Genomic DNA, 17,360 nt, shown 5'->3' with positions numbered 1-17,360 from the left:
GGCACATGACGGACTCGCAGGCCACGGAGAAGACCGGTACGGACACGACCGGCACGAACCCCCTCGCCCCCGCACCCGCAGGGGCCCGAACCGCCGCCGACGTGGTCACGCCCGAGCTGGTCGCCCAGCTCACCAAGGGCGTCGCCGGCTCCGGCCGTACGGCCAACCACACGCCGTTCACCGGCGAGAAGCTGGCCGACCTGCCCGAGTCCACCCCCGAGGACGTGGCCAAGGCCTTCGACGCGGCCCGCGCCGCCCAGGCCGTGTGGGCGAAGGTGCCGGTACGGCAGCGCGCCGCCGTCCTGCTCCGCTTCCACGACCTGATCCTGGCCCGCCAGGCCGAGGTCCTCGACCTCATCCAGCTGGAGACCGGCAAGGCCCGCCTGCACGCCCATGAAGAGGTGCAGGCCGTCGCCGTCGCCGCCCGCCACTACGGCCGCAAGGCCCCCGCCTACCTCCGCCCCAAGCGGCACGCGGGCGCCATGCCCACCCTCACCAAGGTCACCGAACTGCGCCACCCGCGCGGTGTCGTCGGCCAGATCGCCCCCTGGAACTATCCCCTCGAACTCTCCGTCGGCGACGCGCTCCCCGCCTTCGTCGCGGGCAACGCGGTCGTCATGAAGCCGGACACCGAGACCTGCCTGACCGCCCTGTGGGCCCGCGACCTCCTCATCGAGGCCGGGCTCCCCGCCGAGGTCTTCCAGGTCGTCATCGGCGACGGCCCGGTGGTCGGCCCCGAGGTGGTCCGGCACGCCGACTACGTCTCCTTCACCGGCTCCACCCGCACGGGGCGCGAGGTCGCCCAGGGCGCCGCCGCCCGCCTGGTCGGCGTCTCCCTCGAACTCGGCGGCAAGAACGCCATGCTGGTCCTGGCGGACGCCGACATCGATAAGGCGGCCGCGGGCGCGGTCCGCGCCTGCTTCTCCTCGGCCGGCCAGCTCTGCATCTCCATCGAGCGGCTCTACGTCCACGAGTCCATCGCCGACGCCTTCGTCGAGCGCTTCGCCGCCCGCACCAAGGCCATGCGCCTGGGCCGTTCCCTCGCCTACGGCGCCGACATGGGCTCCCTGGTCGGCGAACGGCAGCTGGAGACGGTCACCCGCCACGTCGACGAGGCCGTCGAGAAGGGCGCCACCGTCGTCGCCGGCGGCACCGCCCGCCCCGACATCGGCCCCTACTTCTACGAGCCGACCATCCTCGACGGCGTCGAGGACGCGATGTCCGTCTGCACCGAGGAGACCTTCGGCCCGGTCGTCTCGATCTACCGCTTCAAGACCGAGGACGAGGCAGTCGAGCACGCCAACGGCACGCCGTACGGCCTCAACTCGTCGGTCTGGACGAAGAACGGCGCCAAGGGGCGGGAGGTCGCCGCCCGCCTGCGCACCGGCACCGTGAACGTCAACGAGGGCTACGCCCCCGCCTACGGCAGCGTCCAGTCCCCGATGGGCGGCATGAAGGACTCCGGCCTCGGCCGCCGCCACGGCTCGGAGGGCATCCTCAAGTACACCGAGGCCCAGACCGTCGCCCAGCAGCGCCTCCTGCCCATGGCCCCCGCCCTGGGCATGGACGACGAGAAGTACGCCCAGTTCATGAGCACCAGCCTGAAGGTGATGAAGGCACTGAGGCTGCGCTGAGCAGCGCCCCGTAGGGGCGCGGGGAACTGCGCGAGCAACCACGATCCACCCGCACGCGAAACTCAACGAGGAGCACCCGTGCCCCAGGACACCTACGACTACGACGTCATAGTCGTCGGCTCAGGCTTCGGCGGTTCCGTCACCGCCCTTCGCCTCACGGAGAAGGGCTACCGCGTAGGCGTCCTGGAGGCGGGCCGCCGCTTCACCCGCGCATCCCTCCCCAAGAACTCCTGGGACATCAAGAACTACCTCTGGGCCCCGCAGCTCGGCTGCTACGGCATCCAGCGCATCCACCTCCTCGGCAACGTCATGGTCCTGGCCGGCGCGGGCGTCGGCGGCGGCTCGCTCAACTACGCCAACACCCTCTACATCCCGCCGAAGCCCTTCTTCGACGACCCCCAGTGGCGTGACATCACGGACTGGCAGGAGGAGCTGAAGCCGTACTACGACCAGGCGCAGCGCATGCTCGGCGTACGGCTCAACCCGACCATGACCCCCTCCGACGTCCACCTGAAGGCGGCGGCGGAGAAGCTCGGCGTCGGCGACACCTTCCACCTCGCCCCGGTCGGCGTCTTCTTCGGCGACGGCAAGGACGCCGACGGCGAGTCGAAGGCGGCGCCCGGGGACCCGGTGGCGGACCCCTACTTCGGCGGCGCGGGCCCCGCCCGCAACGCCTGCACCGAGTGCGGCGAGTGCATGACCGGCTGCCGGCACGGCGCGAAGAACACCCTCAACGAGAACTACCTCCACCTCGCCGAGAAGGCGGGCGCGGAGGTGCACCCCATGACCACCGTCGTCTCCGTCACCGACGACTCCCGGGGCGGCTACGCGATCGCGACCCTCCCCACGGACGACAAGAGGAAGGCGGAGGGCCGGATCTTCACGGCCCGCCGGGTCGTCGTCGCGGCCGGCACGTACGGCACCCAGACCCTGCTGCACCGGATGAAGGCGGGCGGCCAGCTGCCGTACCTCTCCGACCGGCTCGGCGACCTCACCCGTACCAACTCCGAGGCCCTGGTCGGCGCCCAGACCGACGACCGGCGCTACCGCAAGGCGCACGGCACCCCGAAGGCCGACTTCACCCAGGGCGTCGCGATCACCTCGTCCATCCACCCGGACGCGAACACGCACATCGAGCCGGTCCGCTACGGCAAGGGCTCCAACGCGATGGGCGGCCTGTCGATCCTCCAGGTGCCGTACACGGAGGGCTCCTCCCGGGTCCTCGGCTGGCTGGCGAACGCCGCCCGCCACCCCCTCCTGGTCCTGCGCTCGCTCTCCAACCGGCGCTGGTCGGAGCGGACCATCATCGGCCTGGTGATGCAGTCGCTGGACAACTCCCTGACGACGTACCTGAAACCGGACGGCGTCGGCAAGGGCCTGCTCACCGCCCGGCAGGGGCACGGCGCCCCCAACCCCAAGCAGATCAAGGCCGCCTCGGAGGCCGCCACCGTGCTCGCCGCCGAGATCAACGGCTTCGCCGGCAGCAACGTCGGCGAGCTGATGGGCACCCCGCTCACCGCCCACTTCCTCGGCGGCTGCCCGATCGGCGACTCCCGCGAGACCGGGGTCATCGACCCGTACCACCGGGTCTACGGCCACCCGGGCATCTCGGTGGTCGACGGCGCCGCCGTCTCCGCGAACCTCGGCGTGAACCCGTCCCTCACCATCACGGCACAGGCCGAGCGCGCGATGTCGTACTGGCCGAACAAGGGCGAGGCGGACCCGCGCCCGCGGCAGGGCGAGGCGTACGCGCGGATCGAGCCGGTCGAGCCGCACAGCCCGGCGGTCCCGGCGGACGCCTTCGGCGCGCTGCGGCTGCCGTTCCTGGGCATCCCGGCCGTACCGCCCAAGAAGTAGCCGCACATCGAAGAGGGACCTGAGCCCCCCTCCGAGCCCAGGTCCCTCTTCATCCGGTGCGCGGCCGCCGTGTCCCGGCGGTCCGCGCGACCTTGTCTAGGAGTCCGCGCCCGCCTTCCGGCGGCGTACGACGAACACCGCGCCGGCGCCCGCCACGACCGCGACCCCGCCGACGAGCCCGATGACCGGGAGCGCCGAGCTGGAGCCGGTGTCGGCGAGGTTGCCGGTCGGCAGGTCGGAGACATCGCCCTGCGGCTTCTTCACGGAGTCCTTGCCGCCGTCGTCGCTGGGCGTGGCCTCGCCCGGGTCGGGGTTGGACGAACCGGCCTTGAGAACCGTGAAGTCGTACTGGGCCCAGCCCTCGGCGATGCAGTCCTGGCCGTCGACCTTGTCGAGGTAGGCGCCGGAGCCGAAGGAGTAGGCGTCCCCGGCGGGTGCCTTGGCGTCGAGGGAGACCCGCAGGTCGACGGAGCGGCTCGCGCCGGACTTCAGCTTCTCCACGTAGAAGAAGTAGTCGCCGGCCCAGTCGTCGCTGCCGATCCGGTCCCAGGAGCCGGTGTCGGGGTTCTTGAACTCCAGGTCGACGTACGGGCTGAGGTACTTCGACTCGTCGAGTTCGTAGTTCTCGATCTCGGCGTAGAAGGCGACGCCGTCGACGGTGGTCTTCGAGTCGTTCGTCACGACCAGCTCGAACCGGTGGAAGCCGTCGCCCGCGACGATCTTGCCGGGCAGGCCCTTGATGTCGGCGGACACCCTGGCGTTGCCGAAGTCCTCGTCGAGGTCCTCGCAGTACGGCACGTCCGGGTCGGACGGGTCCTCGCTGGGCTCGGCCGAGTCGGACGGCTCCGCCGAGGCGGACGCGCTCGCGCTGTCGCTGGGGGAGGCGGAGTCGGAGGCCGACGCGGACGCCGAGCTGCTGTCGCTGGGCGAGGCGGAGTCGGAGGCCGACGCGGAGTCCGACGGGGAGGCCGAGGCCGTGTCGCTCGGGATCTCGCTCTGCGCGCTGTCGGACGCGGACGGCGACGCCGTGTCCTCCGCGAACGCGGCCGGCGCGGACAGCAGGGCGAGTGGCGCGATGACAGCCGTGGCGGCTGCCGCGGCCATGGCGCGACGAAGCTTCATCAGGACCCCCGTGACTCAGGCGCGGTGAATGGATGTAACCGCTGGTTCCGCTGATGTGACCGGTGAATCCGGTGAATGGTTGCCTCCGCATTCACAGAATTCCCATGTGACGTGGGTCACTCGAATTCGAGGGCGCTGTGGCGCTTATGTGGATTGCCTGAGTAGGCATGGTCATGGCTATTCTCGGCCCGTCGAACGGCCGAACGAGAGAGTGTCATGTCTGACAGAGGGTCCGAGCAGTCGTCGGGGGACGACCCGTCGTCCTCCATATCCGACGAGGTATGGGAGCAGTTTCTCCGCGACAGCGAGCGCGACATCCGCAAGTCCGCCCCCAAGGAGCCCTCCGCCCGGGCCCGTGAGGTGACCGAACGGCTCAAGCGGCAGCAGGGGGAGCCCGCGGGGTGGCGGGCCGGGCCCTCCCTGGGGGAGCAGGAGGGGCGGGCGGCCCGGCGCCGCAAGGTGTGGGCGGTGGTCGGGCTGCCGCTGGCGGTCGCCGTGGCCGTCGTGGCGATGCGGCCCTCGCTGATCCCCGGCGATCCGTTCGGCTCGTCCTCCCGGACGGACGCCGCCACCTCGCCGCTGCCCGACGAGACCGCCGCCCCGACCGCACCGCCCTCCGCGGTCGCCGCCGACATCCCCACCCTGGCCCACCCGTTCGCCGGCTCCCCGGCGCTGCGCTGGGCCGGCGGTGCGGCCGGCATCGTGCTGCCCAAGGCCACCGCGCTCGGCGCCATCCCGAAGGACCGGGTGGAGCTGGCCCTCCAGCAGACCAAGAAGCTGCTGGTCGAGGCCAACCTGGACCCCGAGGTCGTGGTCGGCGCCCACCCGGACGCCGCGCTCGCGGTGCTCGACCCGAAGCAGCCCGGCCTGCTCGACGAGCTCAACACCGGGCTGCGCAAGCCGAGCAAGACCCACGATCCGCTGTCCCTCTTCAGCCGGTTCGACCCCGAGGACGTGAAGCTGGCGGGCAAGGTCATCAAGCTCCGCGGCCGGATCACCTTCGCGAAGGGCAAGTTCGAGGGCGTGGCCGTGCACGCGGACTACACCTTCGTCTACCCGCTCGTCCGCAACGACGGCTCCACCGAGGTCGCCCGCACCATCGTGCGCCGGGTCATCGACACCGAACTCCCCGACCCCGCCCACTACCAGGTCACCCCCGGCAGGCTGACCCTCGTGAGCTACGACGAGGACGCCGGCAACTCCGCCTGCGACATCAACGACGGCTACTTCCACCCCGAGTTCGCGTCCGAAGCCGCGTCCGAGGCCGCGACGAGCAGCGCCTCCCCGACCGGCCCCGCGATCGACCCGTACGACCGCAGCCGCGACCTCCGCAAGGGGCCGCAGGGCTGCGGCACGGTGAGCCGCACCTAGCAGCAGGGGGATGGTGGGGGCCGCGCCGGGACAGGCGAAGGGCCCCGCGGGACGGAGCCGCGGGGCCCTTCTTCCGTCAGCACCGACGTCAGGGCAGCGCCGGTGCCTGGAAGCGGCGCCGGGGGGTTGCGCCGCTGGTCTCTGTGCCCTGTACCGCCGTCCGTACCCCGGGTCGGCGCCCCGGCGCGCTCGGGGCGTACCGCTGGTCTCGACCTTTGGCGGACGGTCGGTACACGGCAATACCGTTGCCTGAACTGGGACTTGGGAGCTCTGAAGGCTTTGCGGGCCTTCTACGCATCGTGCTGGATGTCCGCGGCCTCCGCAACCGTTTGACCCAGCCCTTGTGCATTTTTGCAATTTTCCGCCGGTCGGCCCCGGGCGTCCCCGGAGCCGGCCGTCTCTTGGGTGACCGGGCTGCTGTCCCCTGCCGTCCGGTCACTTGACTGGAGCGAGGTCCCACGACGCACGGCACGTTCCGTACGCCTCATCGCCCCAGCGAGCCACGCGTGGTTCTTCGGGCCCGCCCCTGGCTGGCACGGACACCCCACCAACGAAGCGGTTCGCGTGCCGGTCACGCGCCGTACGGGTGAGAGCCGTACCGAACTCAGGTCCGCCCGACTCAGATGCGACCCCGGCACAGCTCCAGGAGCGTCATGGCGAGGGCGGTGCCGGGCTTGCCGAGGGCGTCGCTGTAGTGGCCGAGGATCTCCATCTCCCGGGAGAGGTTCACGCGCCGGCCGCCGGAGGCGATCCGGGCCTCCTGGACGACGGCGGAGACGGCCATCCGTTCCTGGATCAGACCGATGATCCGGTCGTCGAGCGCGTCGATGCGCTCCCGCGCACCGGAGATCACATCGGCGGCCTCTGCGGTACGGGCACCGGTCACATCGAGGGCGGTCATGTCGGGGCTCCTCAGCTGAAGGGAGGTGCCCCGGAGCGGCAGGATCCGGAGAAACACCAGGCGCCCCGGACCTTGTCGGCCCGGGGCGCCTGGGGAAGTCGCTTGTCAGTAGCTCAAGCAGCACGACCATGGCAGCCGGTGGGCCGGTCGCCATAGGTAAACAGGAAGGTCGTCTGCGTGAGCATGGGGGCGAGTATGCCACACCCCGTCACGGAGGTGCCCCGCGCCCACCCCGTTAGAATCGGTGGCACAGACCCCCGCCCAGACCGCCGGAAGGCACCCCGTGTCATCAGCGACTCCCGCTGCCGCCGCTCCCGACACCGTCCTGGTCGTCGACTTCGGCGCGCAGTACGCCCAGCTCATCGCCCGCCGCGTCCGCGAGGCCAGGGTCTACAGCGAGATCGTGCCCAGCACCATGCCGGTCGCCGAGATGCTCGCCAAGAACCCGGCGGCGATCATCCTCTCCGGCGGCCCCTCGTCCGTGTACGAGGCGGGCGCCCCCCGCCTGGACCGCGCGCTCTTCGAGGCCGGCGTCCCCGTCTTCGGCATGTGCTACGGCTTCCAGCTGATGGCGCAGGTCCTCGGCGGCACCGTCGACAACACCGGCGCCCGCGAGTACGGCCGTACCGACCTGCACGTCTCCAAGGCGTCCTCCACCCTCTTCGAGGGCACCCCCGCCGAGCAGCACGTGTGGATGTCGCACGGCGACGCCTGCTCCGCCGCCCCCGAGGGCTTCACCGTCAGCGCGTCCACGGACGTCGTCCCGGTCGCCGCCTTCGAGAACGACGAGAAGAAGCTCTACGGCGTCCAGTACCACCCCGAGGTCATGCACTCCACGCACGGCCAGCAGGTCCTGGAGCACTTCCTGTACCGGGGCGCGGGCCTCAAGCCGACCTGGACCACCGGCAACGTCATCGACGAGCAGGTCGCCGCGATCCGCGAGCAGGTCGGCGACCGGCGCGCCATCTGCGGCCTGTCCGGCGGCGTCGACTCCGCGGTGGCCGCGGCCCTCGTCGCTCGGGCCATCGGCTCCCAGCTGACCTGCGTCTACGTCGACCACGGTCTGATGCGCAAGGGCGAGACCGAGCAGGTCGAGAAGGACTTCGTGGCCGCGACCGGCGTCAAGCTGGTCGTCGTCGACGCGGAGGCCCGCTTCCTCGACGCGCTGGCCGGTGTCTCGGACCCCGAGCAGAAGCGGAAGATCATCGGCCGCGAGTTCATCCGGGTCTTCGAGCAGGCCCAGGCCGAGATCATCGCGGACGCGGGCCCGGCCGTGGAGTTCCTGGTCCAGGGCACCCTCTACCCGGACGTCGTCGAGTCCGGCGGCGGCACCGGCACCGCGAACATCAAGTCGCACCACAACGTCGGCGGCCTCCCCGAGGACCTGGAGTTCAAGCTCATCGAGCCGCTCCGCAAGCTCTTCAAGGACGAGGTCCGGATGGTCGGCCAGGAGCTCGGCCTGCCGGAGGAGATCGTCCAGCGCCAGCCGTTCCCGGGTCCCGGCCTCGGTATCCGCATCGTCGGCGAGGTCACGAAGGAGCGCCTCGACCTGCTCCGCGACGCCGACGCCATCGCCCGCGAGGAGCTGACCGCGGCCGGTCTCGACCGCGACATCTGGCAGTGCCCGGTGGTCCTGCTCGCGGACGTCCGCAGCGTCGGCGTCCAGGGCGACGGCCGCACCTACGGCCACCCGATCGTGCTGCGCCCGGTCTCCTCCGAGGACGCCATGACGGCCGACTGGTCCCGGCTGCCGTACGAGGTCCTCGCGAAGATCTCCACCCGGATCACCAACGAGGTCCGCGACGTCAACCGCGTCGTCCTCGACGTCACCTCGAAGCCGCCGGGCACCATCGAGTGGGAGTAGGCCCCCTTCCCGGGGTTCTCGGGCTCAGGTGCGCTTGACCGAGCGCACCGGCTCGCCCGGCCGCCAGGCCTCGACGACCAGGTACGTGTCGTCCTCGACGTAGGTCCTCACGACCTCCGTCAGCTCGGTCCGGAAGAGGTGGAACGGCCCCTCGGGTGCCTCCACCTCTTCCCGGTACGCCCCGTGCACCGCCGGGTCCGTCACCTCATGCGCCCGTCCGGCGATCCGTACGTCCCCGCTGCCGCCCATCCCGGTGCCGTCCCCGGGATTCGCCTGGAGCGCGAACCGCGCGTCGCGCAGCAGGTCCCGCGCCTTCAGCGAGTCCGGCATCATGCCGAGCCAGAGTTCGCCGTGCACGATGCGCACCTCCAGGCCGGAGGTGCGGGGGGAGCCGTCCTTGCGGAGGGTGGCCAGGACATGGTGGCGGTGGGCGGCGAAGCGCTCCTCCACGGTTTTCGCGAGGTCGGGCGCGGCGGCGGCGAAGGCCGCCCAGCCGGCGCCGGCTGTTCCGGTCGTACGGGTTGTGCGTGTCATACAGGCCAGTCTGGTGCCGATACCCGACATCTTCTGTCGTGATTTGCTCGCGCGCGTCATCTTTACAGAGCAGCTCTGTTTTCCTGCACTGACCGGCGGTAACTTCCGCCCGTAACACACACCCAGTGCTGGAGGACCTATGCACGGGCCGACTCCGCCCCTGCCGCTGCCCACCGATCAGCTCCAGTTCGCGATGCCGCCGATGTACGACTCGCTCGACGACGAGCGCCGGCATCGCAAGGAGCGGCTCGCGGGCGCGCTGCGGATCTTCGGCCGGTCCGGACTCGAGGACGGGGTGTCCGGCCACATCACCGCCCGCGACCCCGAGTACTCGAACTGCTTCTGGGTCAACCCCTTCGGCATGCCCTTCAAGCACGTCACCGTCAGCGACCTCGTCCTGGCCAACCAGGACGGCCAGGTGATCGAGGGCCGCTACCACGTCAACCAGGCCGCCTTCACCGTGCACGCCCAGGTGCACGCGGCCCGCCCGGACGTCGTCGCCGTGGCCCACTGCCACTCCGTGCACGGCCGCGCCCTCTCCGCCCTCGGTGACCTGCTCGACCCGATCAGCCAGGAGAGCTGCGCCTTCTACGAGGACCACGCCCTCTACGACGCCTACACCGGCGTCGCCGTCGACGCCGAGGAGGGCCGCCGCATCGCGAACGCCCTCGGCTCCCGCAAGGCGCTGGTACTGCGCAACCACGGGCTGCTGACCGTCGGCGACTCGGTGGACGCGGCCGCCTGGTGGTTCCTGTCGATGGAGAAGTCCGCGCAGGTCCAGCTCACCGCCAGGGCCGCCGGCCGCCCGCTGCTGATCGACCACAAACTGGCCGTCGCCACCCGAGAGCAGCTCGGCGGCGACCTGGTGGCCTGGATCAACTACCAGCCCCTGTGGCAGGACATCAGCCGCAGCGAACCGGACCTGCTGAGCTAGGCGCTCCGCTGGAAGTGCCGCGATCTGCTGTCCGGCGTCTGCCGCGCCGTCGTGGCTGGTCGCGCGGTTCCTCCTCCAGCCTTCGGCTGGGGGTACCCCCAGCGCCCCTTGGGGGCGCTGCTGCCGGCCCCGGTTCAGAAGGTGCGCAGTACGGCTGCCTTTGTCTGTGCGAACTCCTCGTCCGTGAGCACCCCGTCCCGGTGCAGCTCGCCCAACTCCCGCAGCCTGCGCAGCAGCACGTCGTGGTGGTCGGCCGGCTGGCGCGGCACGGACGCCGGCGGCCGCTCCCGGTCGGCGTACTCCGGCTCCGCCCGGGACGACGGATGCGGCAGCCGGGCCGTGACCGCCGCCGCGACCAGCGCCGTCAGCAGGTCGCGGCGGACACTGCCCCACAGGTCGAGGGCGTACGGGTCGCGCTCGGCCGGCAGCTTCGAGAACACCGTCTCCCGGGTCGCGAACCTCAGGAAACCGTCCTCGTAGCCGGAGTTGGGCAGCCACTCCACCTGCACCAGCTCGCCGACGCCGATGATCCGCGGCCCGGTCGCCCGCTTCACCCGGTCCGAGGTGTCCGCCCAGTCGATCCGCACCCGCGTACCGTCGAAGGACACCGTGCCGTCCGAGGACCGCACCGACACCGGCACCGGCGGCCCCGGCAGCAGATACGCCTTCGTCGGCTCGGCGGGGATCTGGTCCAGCAGCAGCGCGTGCCGGATCTCCTCCGCGACGTACTCGGCCACCCCGGACCGGTCCTCGTCCACCGCCAGCCGGTACGGATCCGCCGCCTCCGGCAACCGCCCGCCCGTCGCCTGCAGCAACGGGTCCGCCCCCTCGCGCAGCCGCATCCTCAGCCGCCCCCGCCTGCGCTCCGGCTCGTACACCACCCCCGCCACCGCCTCCAGCGGTACGGCGATCTCCCCGTAGGTCTGCCGGAACAGCGGAACGGAGCGGTGGCGTCCCGGCGTGATCCGGACCGTGCTGCCGTCGAAGGCCCAGGTCCCGTCCCGCTGGATGATCTCGGCCATGGGGAAATTCTCGCAGCCGGGTCAACATGTCGGCCGTACCTTCACCCGTCGTGACCAACCCACTGAACGCGAAGGGCGTGGCGTAGGGCACAATTCGCTGTCGACACAAGGGAGTTGCATGACGTCGTCCGGCCCCGGGGAGGGCCCCGCGCGTCGTGCCCCGGGCGTGGGGAAGGCAGGCGTCGGGCGTGGCGGTGCAGGAGGCGAGGCAGGGCGCCGGTTCGGGTGTCCACGGCGGCGGCTGCGCGTGCGGGGACTGCCCGCACGGGGCACGCGAGGGACACCGGCGGGCGGTCGCCGAATTCCTCCTCAAACGGGACGAGTTCGCGGCCGGACAAGGGCTGCCCGCGGCGGTGGCCCACTCCGTCTCCGCCTCCCGCCAGTGGGTCTCCGAGGAACTGACCCAGTCCGCAGAGGTCGTCGCCGAACGCGGCCGCGCCGAGGGTGACGCCTGGCTCGCCCGCCTCTGGCTGCGCACCGTGTGCACCGTGTGGGCAGCCGTCGTGATCATGCTTCTCACCCAGGCCCTCACCGCGATCGGCACCGGCTGGACCAGCGCCCGCACCGCCGGCCTGATCGCCGCCCTGATCATGGCCCTCGCGCTCACCGCCGCCTCCTGGTTCCACCGCTCGCGCGGCGGGGTACTCGCTCCCGTCATCGGCGAGGACAACCGCATGTCCACCTCCCGCACCGTGGCCGCCTCCTGGGTTCTCCTCGTCGCCTACGCCGTCCTCGTCCTGGCCGGCCGTCTGGCCGCCGCCTCCTCTCCCGCCGAACGCGACGCCCTCATCTCCGGCCTCGACCTCGCCCGCGGCGCCGGGGTGGTGACCGTCCTCGCCGTGGTCAGCGGTATCGCCGTCCTGGTCCGCCGGGTGGTCGGCCTGCGCATCCTCGGCCAGCGCCTGCAGAAGGTGCGCGCCCACCGCCCCCGCGCCGCCGACCTGCTCACCGACGACGCCGGCCGCGGCACCTTCGCCGACATCCAGTACGTCGTCATCGGCGCCGTCGCCCTCGTCTTCGCCGCGGTACGGCTCGCTCGCCGCCCCGACCAGCTCCCCGACCTGCCCTGGGGCCTCGCGACGGTGGTCCTGATCTCCGCCGCGACCTATCTCGCCGGCAAGTACGCCGACGGCGGCCGCCCGGTGATCCTCTCCGTCGTCCGCGCCCGGGAGGCCGGCGACCTGGACGCCCCCATCCGGACCGGCGACGACATCGAGATCCGCGGCACCGGCTTCGTCCCGCCCGGCGCCCAGGCCGCCGACCGCCTCTCCCGCATGGTCGTCCGCATCGGCGCCGTCAACGTCCACGTCCCCCTGGTCCCCGTCAGCGGCGGCTTCAGCAACCCCACCGAAACCGTCCTCAAGGTCCCCGTCCCGGCCGACGTGGAACCCGGCTGGGTCGAGGTCCAGGTGGTGACGGCGGCCGGGGTGGCGACCAACCGGTGCGTGGTCGAGGTCACGGAGTGAGGTCACCCTCGGGAGGGTGAAGGACCGCCCCTGTCCGGCCTCACCTCTTCGGGTCTCCCGGACCGCTGTCGGCCGGCGCCCCTCCTGCCGCTGCTCCCCCTCCCGCCTCCGCCGTTCCGGGGGACGAAGACCGGCAGAAAATCGGAAAAACTTCCGGAGGAGGGTTGAGCGGGTCGCCGTTGTCGTACGTATGGTCTGTTGAGGGGCCCTGGGCACAGCGGCGAGAGGCGGCTACTGGCGATGACTCACGGCATTCGTTCGGACACGCACACCCCGTATCTCGACGGCGACCGCGGCCTGCGGGACACCGCCACCCGATACGCCCTCCTTCCTTTGCGGATCTTCCTGGGCGTCACCTTCATCTACGCCGGTCTGGACAAACTGACCAGCAGCACCTTCCTGAAGTCCGGCGGCTCCGGGTCCATCGGCGACACCATGCGCGCCGTCCGTGACTCCGCCGCGATCCCGGCCATGATCGACCTGGCCCTGAAGAACCCCGTCGGCTTCGGCACCGCGATCGCCATCGGTGAACTCGCCGTCGGCCTCGGCACCCTCTTCGGCCTGCTGGCCCGCCTGGCCGCGCTCGGCGGCGCGCTGATCTCGCTCAGCCTCTGGCTGACCATCAGCTGGGCCAACTCCCCCTACTACTACGGCAACGACCTCGCCTACCTGATGGCCTGGCTGCCCCTGGTCCTCGCGGGTGCCCCCTATCTCTCCCTGGACGCGATGCTCCGCGCCAGGCGCCGACACCGCTCCGCACGGGCCGCGCTGGGCCTCTGAGCCCGCCCTAGCCCTCCTGGCCCCGGCCCTGGTTCTCCGGTACGCGGCGGCGCCTGCGTATCGCCCGGGTCAGGGCCGCGGTCATCCCTGCCAGGAAGAGACCGGCCACCATCAGCGGGATGACCGCGAACCACTCGGTGTCCCACCAGCCGCCCGCGTCGCCGGCGTAGGCGATGCCCGCCGCCGTCAGGAAGACGCCGACGATCAGCCGTCCGGGCTGGAACTCATGCCGCAGCACGGGTCACCTCCACCTGTCCCGCGCCGACCTGGAGGTCCAGGTCGAGCGTCCCCGCGTTCTTCGTGCCGCTCGTCGGCGACAGCGTCACGTCCTTGTGCCTGCCCGGCTGCACGTCCACGTCCTTCTTGTCGTCACCGGGCAACTGGATGTCGCCCACCCCCACGTCGATGCTCATCCGCACGGTCACGTCCGCCGGCACCACGATCTTCAGCTGGCCGGCGCCCACCTCGGCCGACGTCGACACCGTCTGCCCGTGGGCGAGGCGTATGTGCGTCAGGTCCAGTGTTGCCACGCCCGTCCCGAGGTCGTACGCCGGAGCCACCTCCGCCGCCGTGGCCGGGGTCCAGTCCGCGCGCGTCCAGTGGGTGCTGATGTCGGACGGCATCGCCGTCGCTCCCGCCAGCAGCGCCGCCGTGACGAGCGCCAGGAACAGCGAGCCGGCGCCGGTGCGTCCCAGGAACGAGCTGACCGCCGTCCCCAGCCCGAACACGATCAGCGCGCAGGCCAGACCCGTCTGGAGACTGGTGCCCAGCGGGTGCGTGTCCCAGGTCAGGCCGGTGCCCAGGCCGCCCGCCAGCAGCGCGAACAGGAAGATCCAGCCGCCGATCCAGCGTGGTCCGCGCGGCTTGGGCGGCGCGCTGCTCCGGGCGCGGACGTCCTGGCCGTGGACCCAGGGAGTGCTCAGCCGGAAGTCGAATCCGGGGGCGGTCCGGCCGCGGGCCTCGGCGGGGCCCCAGAGATAACCGGTGCCCCCGACATGCGTGCCGTCCTTGACGATCGGGTCCCGCCACCAGGAGGGGAACGAGACCGCGACCGGCGGTGCCTGCGCCTCGGGCGGGGCGTCGGCGACGGCCTGGGCGGCCAGCGGGTCGGGGCCGGGGGCACCGCGCCGCCGCGACCAGTACCCGGCGCCCGCCAGCAGCAGGGAGAGGACGACCGCGAACGCCAGCACCTGGCCGTTCCTGATCATCGTCAGCAGCACTCCGCAGCCGACCAGCGCGAACAGCACGGCCGCCAGGGCCTGGCCGTCGACCCGGCCGGTCAGCAGCTTGCGGACCTCGTTCTCCTCCTCGTCCTCGTACGGCACGAAGAGCCAGGCGAAGCCGTAGAAGAGGAGGCCGATGCCGCCGGTCGCGGCCAGCACGGCCAGGGTGATGCGGAAGATCACGGGGTCCAGGTCGGTGTGGCGTCCGAGTCCCGCGCACACGCCCGCGATCATCTTGTGCCGGCGATCGCGCCGGAAGCGCGGGGACGCCTCGTCGACCGCGGCCGCGTCCACGCCGGTGGCGTCGGCCCCCGCCGCGGCGGGCGCGGCATCCGACGGCCCGGTGCCCGGTGCGGGCCGCGGGCCGAGGCCGGGTCCCGGACCCGTCGCGGCGTGCTCGTGATCAGTCATGAGTCCATGGTGACGGCCGGGCCGCCCCGGCGGCAGTCGGGATGACCCTGGCCCAACCCTGAAATCGGCCCCGAGGCCCCGCCGGGAAGCGTTCGAACGGCGCCCCGGGGGCCGGTCGCGGGGGTCTCCCGAGGGAAACCGAGGAGCTTGGCGCGGGGAAATCCGAAGATCAGGGGAGTCTCCGGGGCCGACCCTGATGCCTCGGGACCTCGTGCGTGTGAACATCGATGGCATGCCGGAAGCCGCAGCAGTGCCTCTCGACGACCCGCGGCCGCCGCGCAAGCTCTACCGCAGCAGCGACGGCCGCTGGCTCGGCGGAGTGGCGCGGGGCCTCGCCGGGCATCTCGGCCTGCCCGTGGTCTGGGTCCGGCTCGCCTTCGTCGGCCTGTTCATGGCCAACGGCCTCGGCGCGCTGCTGTACGCCGCGTTCTGGTTCTTCGTGCCGCTCGGCGTCGGCGGGGTCGGCGGCCAGAAGCCGCCCTCCCTGGTCGCCACCGAGACCTCGGCGGACGGCCGGCGCCGACTGGTCGCGCGCAAACCGGACAAGGGACAGATCGTCGCGCTGCTCCTCATGGTCGTCGTGTCCATGGTGTTCGTGGGCAGCGTCAACCTGACCAGCGGTGCCAAGGCCTATCTCCTGCCCCTGGTGCTGGTCGCCGCCGGTGTCGCCCTCGTCTGGCGCCAGGCGGACAACGCCCGCCGGGCCCGCTGGGTCGAGGTCGGCAGCAGGCGCCGCACGCTCTCGCTGCTGCGCGCGGGCTTCGGCGTGCTGCTGGTCACCGCGGGCGTCTCCGGCGTCTTCGTCATGCAGGGCTCCGCCGCCCACATCGGAGCGGTCCTGCAGGCCGCCCTCGCCGTGGTCGTCGGCATCACGCTGCTCGCCGGTCCGTACCTGGTGCGGATGACCCAGGACCTCTCCGAGGAGCGGCTGATGCGCATCCGCGCCCAGGAGCGCGCCGAGGTCGCCGCCCATGTCCACGACTCCGTGCTGCACACCCTCACCCTGATCCAGCGCAACGCGGAGAACGCGAACGAGGTGCGCCGCCTGGCCCGTGCCCAGGAGCGCGATCTGCGCACCTGGCTCTACAAACCCGAGGGCACCGGCAAGGACGAGGCCGACGAGCCCGCCACCCTCGCCGACGCGGTCCGGCGCAGCGCGGCGGAGGTGGAGGACAAGCACGGCGTCCCCATCGAGGTCGTGGTGGTCGGGGACTGCCCGCTCGACGAGCGGACGGCCGCGCAGATGCAGGCCGCGCGCGAGGCGATGGTCAACGCCGCCAAGTACGGTGGCGAGGGCGGCGCCGTCCAGGTCTACGCCGAGGTCGAGGGGAAGACGGTCTTCGTGTCCGTCCGCGACCGCGGTCCCGGCTTCGACCTCGACTCGATACCCGCCGACCGCATGGGCGTCAGAGAATCGATCATCGGCCGCATGGAGCGGCACGGCGGCACGGCACGGCTGCGGTCCGTACCGGGCGGCGGCACAGAGGTCGAGCTGGAGATGGAGAGGGCGGAGAAGACGTCATGAGCGACGCGACCGAGGCGAACGGCCCGGCGGAAGGCACGGAGAACCCCGGGCGCCGGGTGCGCGTGGTCCTCGTCGACGACCACCGGATGTTCCGTACGGGCGTCCAGGCCGAGATCGGGCGGACCGAGCAGACCGGCGTCGAGGTGGTCGGCGAGGCCGCCGACGTCGACCAGGCGGTCACCGTGATCACCGCGACCCGGCCCGAGGTGGTCCTCCTCGATGTGCACCTGCCGGGCGGCGGCGGGGTCGAAGTGCTGCGCCGGTGCGCCCCGTTGATGGCGGACGCCGAGCAGCCGGTGCGCTTCCTCGCGCTGTCCGTGTCGGACGCGGCCGAGGACGTGATCGGCGTGATCCGCGGCGGCGCCCGCGGCTACGTCACCAAGACGATCACCGGCACCGACCTGGTCGACTCGGTCTTCCGGGTCCAGGAGGGCGACGCCGTCTTCTCGCCGCGGCTGGCCGGGTTCGTCCTGGACGCCTTCGCCTCCACCGACGCCCCGCCGGTCGACGAGGACCTCGACCGCCTCACCCAGCGCGAGCGCGAGGTCCTGCGCCTGATCGCGCGCGGCTATGCCTACAAGGAGATCGCCAAGCAGCTGTTCATCTCCGTCAAGACGGTCGAGTCCCATGTGTCGGCGGTGCTGCGGAAGCTGCAGCTGTCCAACCGGCACGAGCTGACCCGCTGGGCGACGGCGCGCCGCCTGGTCTGAGGCAGA

Annotated in this window: 15 protein-coding genes; 9 read left to right on the top strand and 6 right to left on the bottom strand. The window is 71.9% G+C overall.

All coding sequences use genetic code 11. From position 1 onward, the window contains the following. Positions 1-5 precede the first annotated feature (5 nt). Positions 6-1,634 (top strand): succinic semialdehyde dehydrogenase, encoded by a 1,629-nt coding sequence (locus ACGFZS_RS13495; protein ID WP_393795204.1) that lies wholly within the window; start codon positions 6-8, stop codon positions 1,632-1,634. Positions 1,635-1,712: 78 nt separating this feature from the next. After that, a complete protein-coding gene (locus tag ACGFZS_RS13490) occupies positions 1,713-3,491 on the top strand; it encodes a GMC family oxidoreductase N-terminal domain-containing protein (protein ID WP_393795203.1) in 1,779 nt (592 codons plus the stop codon). 96 nt (positions 3,492-3,587) lie between these two features. Here ACGFZS_RS13490 and ACGFZS_RS13485 read toward each other — a convergent pair whose 3' ends face one another. After that, positions 3,588-4,613: an LAETG motif-containing sortase-dependent surface protein gene (locus tag ACGFZS_RS13485; RefSeq protein WP_393795202.1), complete on the bottom strand. Its 1,026-nt coding sequence runs from the start codon at positions 4,611-4,613 to the stop codon at positions 3,588-3,590. Positions 4,614-4,829: 216 nt separating this feature from the next. Between ACGFZS_RS13485 and ACGFZS_RS13480 the strand changes: the two genes are divergently transcribed. Then, entirely contained in the window at positions 4,830-5,984 is a 1,155-nt protein-coding gene (locus ACGFZS_RS13480) for a hypothetical protein (RefSeq protein WP_393795201.1), read from the top strand. Positions 5,985-6,603: 619 nt separating this feature from the next. Here the strand turns inward: ACGFZS_RS13480 and ACGFZS_RS13475 are convergent. Further along, positions 6,604-6,885, bottom strand: coding sequence for a chorismate mutase (locus ACGFZS_RS13475; protein ID WP_365694276.1), 282 nt, complete (start codon positions 6,883-6,885; stop codon positions 6,604-6,606). 283 nt (positions 6,886-7,168) lie between these two features. Here ACGFZS_RS13475 and guaA point away from each other — a divergent pair, with 283 nt between their 5' ends. Further along, a complete protein-coding gene (guaA, locus tag ACGFZS_RS13470; RefSeq protein WP_393795200.1) occupies positions 7,169-8,749 on the top strand; it encodes a glutamine-hydrolyzing GMP synthase in 1,581 nt (526 codons plus the stop codon). Between the two features lie 24 nt (positions 8,750-8,773). Here the strand turns inward: guaA and ACGFZS_RS13465 are convergent, their stop codons facing one another. After that, positions 8,774-9,283 carry a pyridoxamine 5'-phosphate oxidase family protein gene (locus tag ACGFZS_RS13465; RefSeq protein ID WP_393664496.1) on the bottom strand — a complete coding sequence of 170 codons (510 nt, stop codon included), beginning with the start codon at positions 9,281-9,283 and terminating at the stop codon, positions 8,774-8,776. Positions 9,284-9,422: 139 nt separating this feature from the next. Here ACGFZS_RS13465 and ACGFZS_RS13460 point away from each other — a divergent pair, with 139 nt between their 5' ends. Next, positions 9,423-10,217 (top strand): class II aldolase/adducin family protein, encoded by a 795-nt coding sequence (locus ACGFZS_RS13460; protein ID WP_355711211.1) that lies wholly within the window; start codon positions 9,423-9,425, stop codon positions 10,215-10,217. 134 nt (positions 10,218-10,351) lie between these two features. Here the strand turns inward: ACGFZS_RS13460 and ACGFZS_RS13455 are convergent, their stop codons facing one another. Further along, the gene (locus ACGFZS_RS13455) at positions 10,352-11,239 is read right to left on the bottom strand and encodes a DUF4429 domain-containing protein (RefSeq protein ID WP_393795199.1); all 888 of its coding nucleotides are present in this window, start codon (positions 11,237-11,239) and stop codon (positions 10,352-10,354) included. 188 nt (positions 11,240-11,427) lie between these two features. Between ACGFZS_RS13455 and ACGFZS_RS13450 the strand changes: the two genes are divergently transcribed. After that, the gene (locus ACGFZS_RS13450) at positions 11,428-12,705 is read left to right on the top strand and encodes a hypothetical protein (RefSeq protein ID WP_393795198.1); all 1,278 of its coding nucleotides are present in this window, start codon (positions 11,428-11,430) and stop codon (positions 12,703-12,705) included. 240 nt (positions 12,706-12,945) lie between these two features. Next, the gene (locus ACGFZS_RS13445; protein WP_393795197.1) at positions 12,946-13,485 is read left to right on the top strand and encodes a DoxX family protein; all 540 of its coding nucleotides are present in this window, start codon (positions 12,946-12,948) and stop codon (positions 13,483-13,485) included. 7 nt (positions 13,486-13,492) lie between these two features. Here the strand turns inward: ACGFZS_RS13445 and ACGFZS_RS13440 are convergent, their stop codons facing one another. Together ACGFZS_RS13440 and ACGFZS_RS13435 are read right to left on the bottom strand one after the other, a co-directional pair. Next, positions 13,493-13,723 carry a hypothetical protein gene (locus ACGFZS_RS13440; RefSeq protein WP_393795196.1) on the bottom strand — a complete coding sequence of 77 codons (231 nt, stop codon included), beginning with the start codon at positions 13,721-13,723 and terminating at the stop codon, positions 13,493-13,495. Further along, on the bottom strand, positions 13,710-15,119 hold the full coding sequence (locus tag ACGFZS_RS13435) for a PspC domain-containing protein (protein ID WP_393795195.1): 1,410 nt from the start codon (positions 15,117-15,119) through the stop codon (positions 13,710-13,712). The genes ACGFZS_RS13440 and ACGFZS_RS13435 overlap by 14 nt, the downstream gene beginning before the upstream one ends. A 196-nt stretch (positions 15,120-15,315) precedes the next feature. On the opposite strand from ACGFZS_RS13435, the gene ACGFZS_RS13430 reads away from it, so the two are divergent. Together ACGFZS_RS13430 and ACGFZS_RS13425 are read left to right on the top strand one after the other, a co-directional pair. Beyond that, positions 15,316-16,644 carry a PspC domain-containing protein gene (locus ACGFZS_RS13430; protein WP_393795194.1) on the top strand — a complete coding sequence of 443 codons (1,329 nt, stop codon included), beginning with the start codon at positions 15,316-15,318 and terminating at the stop codon, positions 16,642-16,644. Continuing rightward, complete coding sequence (locus tag ACGFZS_RS13425) at positions 16,641-17,354, top strand: response regulator transcription factor (protein WP_359215235.1); 714 nt, start codon at positions 16,641-16,643, stop codon at positions 17,352-17,354. The genes ACGFZS_RS13430 and ACGFZS_RS13425 overlap by 4 nt, the downstream gene beginning before the upstream one ends. The last annotated feature ends 6 nt before the right edge of the window (positions 17,355-17,360 follow it).

This window comes from Streptomyces sp. NPDC048288, assembly GCF_043201555.1.
In the GTDB taxonomy this organism is placed as follows: Bacteria; Actinomycetota; Actinomycetes; order Streptomycetales; family Streptomycetaceae; genus Streptomyces.
This window is presented reverse-complemented; position numbering and strand designations above follow the sequence as displayed.

Excerpts from the sequence above, each read along its gene's own strand:
- ACGFZS_RS13465 (WP_393664496.1), bottom strand. The coding sequence starts at position 9,283 with ATGACACGCACAACCCGTACGACCGGAACAGCCGGCGCCGGCTGGGCG.
- ACGFZS_RS13495 (WP_393795204.1), top strand. The coding sequence starts at position 6 with ATGACGGACTCGCAGGCCACGGAGAAGACCGGTACGGACACGACCGGC.
- ACGFZS_RS13485 (WP_393795202.1), bottom strand. The coding sequence starts at position 4,613 with ATGAAGCTTCGTCGCGCCATGGCCGCGGCAGCCGCCACGGCTGTCATC.
- ACGFZS_RS13425 (WP_359215235.1), top strand. The coding sequence starts at position 16,641 with ATGAGCGACGCGACCGAGGCGAACGGCCCGGCGGAAGGCACGGAGAAC.
- ACGFZS_RS13475 (WP_365694276.1), bottom strand. The coding sequence starts at position 6,885 with ATGACCGCCCTCGATGTGACCGGTGCCCGTACCGCAGAGGCCGCCGAT.
- ACGFZS_RS13460 (WP_355711211.1), top strand. The coding sequence starts at position 9,423 with ATGCACGGGCCGACTCCGCCCCTGCCGCTGCCCACCGATCAGCTCCAG.
- ACGFZS_RS13455 (WP_393795199.1), bottom strand. The coding sequence starts at position 11,239 with ATGGCCGAGATCATCCAGCGGGACGGGACCTGGGCCTTCGACGGCAGC.
- ACGFZS_RS13430 (WP_393795194.1), top strand. The coding sequence starts at position 15,316 with ATGCCTCGGGACCTCGTGCGTGTGAACATCGATGGCATGCCGGAAGCC.
- ACGFZS_RS13445 (WP_393795197.1), top strand. The coding sequence starts at position 12,946 with ATGACTCACGGCATTCGTTCGGACACGCACACCCCGTATCTCGACGGC.
- ACGFZS_RS13480 (WP_393795201.1), top strand. The coding sequence starts at position 4,830 with ATGTCTGACAGAGGGTCCGAGCAGTCGTCGGGGGACGACCCGTCGTCC.
- ACGFZS_RS13435 (WP_393795195.1), bottom strand. The coding sequence starts at position 15,119 with ATGACTGATCACGAGCACGCCGCGACGGGTCCGGGACCCGGCCTCGGC.